Genomic DNA, 4,612 nt, shown 5'->3' on the forward strand with positions numbered 1-4,612 from the left:
ATATGGACCGCGTGGTCGCTCCCGGCGACGAGGCCGCTCGCCGTGACGGCAACGGACAGCGCCTTCTTCGCAGGATCGTAGGTCAACTTCGCCGAACCCTGCGGGTGCTGGCCGGGCTCCGGTAGCGTCGCCATGGTCAGCGTGGCCGACGCGGCAGGGGTGATGTCCGCGCAGGAGATCGGCGTGTACCCGAGTGACCCTGGGGCGCCCATTTGCGCAGCCGGCGCCAGATGGATGTTCAGGAACGTGCCGGCGGCGAGACCGGCGGCGGATGGCTGCGAGCTGGTGACGGTGGTGTCGATCGCGCCACCGTCGTTGGCGGTCACGTCGGGAAACGGGACCAGGACATCCCCCTGTGCCGCGCAGCTGCCCTGGTGGATGTGCATCGCGTGACTACTGCCTGGGGTGAAGCCGACCATCTGCAGCTTGGCGCTGACGTTTTTGGTTTGGGGGTCCCAGCTGAGTGTCACCGTGCCGGACGGCTGGTCGCCGAGAGTGACGTTGACCGGGGAACCGGCCGCGCCGGTGGCCGTGGCCGTGGCCGAAGTCGTGGTCGACGATGGCGTCGAACTCGAGCCGCACGCTGCAACGCAGGCGGCAACTATGGCAGCTACCGCCATGAACCGCATGGAAGTCAATTTGTGCGTGCTGGTGTTCAAGATTCTGCTCCCACATTCGGGCTGGCGCCTCACGCTGACGACAGGGCCCGATGAGTGGCTCGCCGACTGTATGGGATCTCCCGCATTCAGGTCGCCGATCCGCGGGTTGCAGCACGTCCGGGGTGAAGCAATACCAGCTGAGAATCGTTGATCGTTCTTTAGATATACCACCGTGCCACAGGCAGTCCAGCCGCGAAAGCGTTCAGCGTCAACTCATCCGCACGAGCGTTCCATCCATAGACCGGCCTGCTGCGGTCCACGGCATCAGCAGCTCCAAGCGGCCTGCGCGCGGGCACCGGGTCGAGCGGTGTGCGCGGTGTGTTCCGACTGGTTACATAGGAGTCGAGCGACGTTAAGCGGTCGTGGGAAGCTACTCCCGCCTGACATCGAAGTTAAGGAGGAGATGGTGCAGTACTTCGTCCAGTTTGACGTCCACCAGCCGGCCGACATGAGCCGCGAAGAGCTATTTACGATCTGGCTCGAGGAAGCCCGCGCGGCACAGGGTGCGGTCGATGCCGGGGCAGTAACCAACCTGTGGAAAGTCGTCGGCCAGCGCAGCGTCTTCGCCGTGCTCGACGTACCGGACCACACATCGCTCGACCAGGCGCTCGAGTCGCTACCGATCATCCAGAAGCTCGGCAGCTCGGTGGACACGCGCGCTTACGCGATCCGGCCTTACAGCGAATGGGCCGAAGAGCTGCGCGTCGCGGTTGAGGGCGAGTAACGCTGGAATCTATTTCGTCGAGTGGAGCTAAGGGACTCGAACTCCATGCCGACAGTGCTTTGAGCTGCGAAAACGTCGAACTACCCGAAAGGACTTGTGATGAACGGGAATTCGCTAAAGGACAACGGCGCGAAGCTGATGAACCTGGCGCACCGGCTGGTCCTCAAAGCCAGCGGGAACAGACTCTTGGCCCAACCGTTCGGGATGCCGTTGGTCGAGCTCCACACCACGGGGCGCAAGTCGGGGTTGCCTCGGTCCTGCTACCTGACCACACCTGTTTACGACTCCAAGCGGATGGTGCTCATCGCATCGAAGGGTGGGGATGACCGCAACCCTGACTGGTACCGCAATCTCCAGGCGCGCCCCGACGCCTTTCTCGTGATCAACGGCCAACGGCACGCAGTCCACGGACGTACCGCCAGCGCAGCAGAAAAAGCCGAGTTGTGGCCGAAGATCGTTGCGTCATACAAGGGTTACGCCGACTATCAGCAACGGACGGATCGTGACATTCCGGTGGTGATATGCGAGTTGCAGAACTGAGGACGATCGACGACCGCCGTGAAAGTACCCTCTGAACTGCGTTTCTAGGTGGAGCTAAGGGGATTCGAACCCCTGACCCTCACACTGCCACGAGCAGGCAGCGAAGCGTGAAGAGGCCGTTTACTAGGTGTAGCGGCCTGTTGTGGGCGTAGTTCGACGAGCAACTGTCGTCAGCGTTGTCGTCAGAACTGTGGTCATCGACCGGCCGCGCCGAACCTGCTGAGAGAATGGCCAACCGCGCGGCCTCCGAACGCTGGGTCACCACGAAGGGCAACCCAAGGTTCGGCGTGGATCGGTCAGAGTGCGCCCAGTGCCTCGCATGCCTTAAGCACGCCCTCGCCATAGGCGGGATCGGCCAGGCTGCAGTTCTCGATGTGCTTCTCGGCGGTGACCGATCGCGCACCGTGGGCCATCTGTCCCCCAGCGTCAACCCAAAAACCGCGCACGGGGGACTGCAACAAGGCCATCGACGCCACTCTCGCCGAATTCGCCCCGTACAGACGGCTGACCGAGTTGACGATGGTCGCGGACAGTGTCCGCGAACCAGTCGACAATTCGGCGCCCCGGTCAATCCCGGTGCGCCGCCTCGCATATACGGCTGCGCAATGGATCGACCGATTGGCCGGGCTGCTGGCATACGTGGAAGACACCAGTGAGGTGTGGGTGCGCCCGGAGAACGCGGACCCCAAGATTTACTCAGCGGCGCAAATCGCAAATCAGGCTCTGAGTCTCGGCTTGCCGGTGCGCCCCACGATCGCCGCCGAACTAAACGTCAGGACCCGCACGGTCGACCGGCTGCTCGCGAAAGCCAAGGCCGAAGGTTGGTTTGACGACCAGCGCAAGTTCACGGCCTAGCGCAAGGCCGCGGGCCTCAGGCAATAACGCCTCCGCGCGGAACAATGACGAGATATAAGGCCACTTCTCGCTGGGCGCGGCCGCTGTAGGCTTTCATCGTCTCCTCGGAGGAATCCCGATGGTTCGACTCAGCCGACCCGGCGTTTGGGTTTCAGTACTGGTTGGTTGCCTGCTGGTAGCGGTTGCTGCTACAGCCGGCACGCTCGTCGCGTCAAAACACAGAGGATCAGATGGATGGCGGGACGGCTTCCTGGCTTACGGCCAGGTCTCGGTGGCAATCTCCGGCGACGATGTGAATAGCCCTCGAACCAAGCGCTGCATTGCCAACTCCGTTCAGGCGGGCATCGATGTCAGGCAAGGAGTTCCGGTAGTCATCAGCCTCGACGGACGCGCCGTAGGAGGCGGCGACTTGTCTACCGGTGAGCTCGTATTGGAAACAACACACCATGGACCTTCCGAATCGTGGCGGGCCTCTTGCCATTACGAGTTTTCGGCACCGGTGACCGAGTCCGGTGAAGGCCAATACACCGTGGATATCGGCGACGCCAAAGTGGCCTTCTCGATGGATGATCTGCGGAATGGCATCGATCTGAGTTTGTCGTGACTTCATTTCGTAGGTGTGTCAGAGTCCACCCGCCTTCGATGTGGTCAGCCTAGCGTCGGTCCCGGTCATCGAGGAGGGCGATATCGGGTTCCATCGATTCACGATGTGCTACAACGATTTCCGTATCGGCGAGGCTCGTCGACAATGGGCGGATCTTGGATTTGGCGCTTCGGCCCAGCGCCTGTGCCCACCTCATCGCCGGTGCGGAGAGACCGGGGTCAGCGGGCGGGGTCCTCGAAGGTACGCCGACGCCGGCCATGACCATCGAGAAGAGGTGGGCGCGGCGATCTGATCTGCTGCGGACGGCCATACGTCGTAGCAGGCGACTAGCGCCCTGACCTGTGGTTTCGTGGTGGAGCTAAGGGGACAACTATCGAACCCGTCAGGCCCGTTGAAACGCATGTTGCGGCGGCAGGAGTCCCAGGTCACCCCAGATCGACACTGAGAACGAGGCCCCGAAGCCCCGGTGGCGGGAAGTACGGTTATCCGATCAGGAGTAGTCGCCGCCGTGGCAGTTCGGCAAACTCACCCTGCGCTACGGCAGCCGCATCCACCAGCTCGGCATCGGCAAGAACCACGCCGCCACCCCGTGCTCATCTTCGTCACGACCACCACCGTGACCGTCCTGAGCAAAACCGCCCACCGACTCATCGCCAACCACACCGTCGACCCCGACCGCAAACACTGGCGCAACAAACAGAAAACCCCGGCCGATGGCCGAGGTCCTCCGTAACCGATGACGCGACTCAGGTGTGACCCATGTCCCGACTCATCACAGGGTGGAGCTAAGGGGATTCGAACCCCTGACCCCCACACTGCCAGTGTGGTGCGCTACCAACTGCGCCATAGCCCCTCGTCGTGCTGGTCGACGGTACACCAACCAGCACTTGCGGTTCAAAACCGCAGCTCACGGCACCTCTCCGCCGGCCTCCGGGCCGAACGGACGGGCAGGTGTGTGCTCGGTGCTCGAGCGCGGCCGGGTTTCCGGCGCGAAGACCCACCAGACCGCTGCGACCAGCAGGATCACCCCGCTGATCACGAACGCCGTCCCGAACGTCAGGTGTTCGGCGATCTGACCGACGGCCAGCGAGCCCAGGATGGCCCCGAAATCCGACATCATCTGAAACGTCGCGACCGCGGTCCCGCCGCGGGCCTTGCTGCCGATGATGTCGGCGACGGCGGCCTGCTGCGGCGAGATGAACATGCCCGTCGCCGCACCGGTGACGTACG

Annotated in this window: 7 protein-coding genes and 1 tRNA gene; 4 read left to right on the forward strand and 4 right to left on the reverse strand. The window is 63.2% G+C overall.

Annotated features, from left to right (window positions below):
• Positions 1-620: CHRD domain-containing protein (locus QOI01_RS19695; RefSeq protein ID WP_526383873.1), on the reverse strand; the 620-nt coding region annotated here is incomplete at its 3' end.
• A 445-nt stretch (positions 621-1,065) separates the two neighbouring features.
• On the opposite strand from QOI01_RS19695, the gene QOI01_RS19700 reads away from it, so the two are divergent.
• Positions 1,066-1,383, forward strand: coding sequence for a muconolactone Delta-isomerase family protein (locus QOI01_RS19700; protein ID WP_526383874.1), 318 nt, complete (start codon positions 1,066-1,068; stop codon positions 1,381-1,383).
• A 99-nt stretch (positions 1,384-1,482) separates the two neighbouring features.
• Positions 1,483-1,923 (forward strand): nitroreductase family deazaflavin-dependent oxidoreductase, encoded by a 441-nt coding sequence (locus tag QOI01_RS19705; RefSeq protein WP_526383876.1) that lies wholly within the window; start codon positions 1,483-1,485, stop codon positions 1,921-1,923.
• Positions 1,924-2,219: 296 nt separating this feature from the next.
• On the opposite strand, the gene QOI01_RS19710 is transcribed toward QOI01_RS19705, so the two are convergent.
• On the reverse strand, positions 2,220-2,390 hold the full coding sequence (locus tag QOI01_RS19710; RefSeq protein WP_526383884.1) for a hypothetical protein: 171 nt from the start codon (positions 2,388-2,390) through the stop codon (positions 2,220-2,222).
• Between the two features lie 151 nt (positions 2,391-2,541).
• Here QOI01_RS19710 and QOI01_RS19715 point away from each other — a divergent pair, with 151 nt between their 5' ends.
• Together QOI01_RS19715 and QOI01_RS19720 are read left to right on the forward strand one after the other, a co-directional pair.
• Entirely contained in the window at positions 2,542-2,778 is a 237-nt protein-coding gene (locus tag QOI01_RS19715; RefSeq protein ID WP_526383878.1) for a hypothetical protein, read from the forward strand.
• Positions 2,779-2,896: 118 nt separating this feature from the next.
• Complete coding sequence (locus tag QOI01_RS19720) at positions 2,897-3,382, forward strand: hypothetical protein (protein ID WP_526383880.1); 486 nt, start codon at positions 2,897-2,899, stop codon at positions 3,380-3,382.
• Between the two features lie 780 nt (positions 3,383-4,162).
• Here the strand turns inward: QOI01_RS19720 and QOI01_RS19725 are convergent.
• Both QOI01_RS19725 and QOI01_RS19730 read right to left on the reverse strand, forming a co-directional pair.
• A tRNA-Ala gene (locus tag QOI01_RS19725) sits at positions 4,163-4,235 on the reverse strand.
• Between the two features lie 54 nt (positions 4,236-4,289).
• The coding region (locus QOI01_RS19730; RefSeq protein WP_526383882.1) for an MFS transporter at positions 4,290-4,612 on the reverse strand (323 nt) is incomplete at its 5' end.

The sequence above is a fragment of the Mycobacterium sp. genome, from assembly GCF_032162605.1.
In the GTDB taxonomy this organism is placed as follows: Bacteria; Actinomycetota; Actinomycetes; order Mycobacteriales; family Mycobacteriaceae; genus Mycobacterium.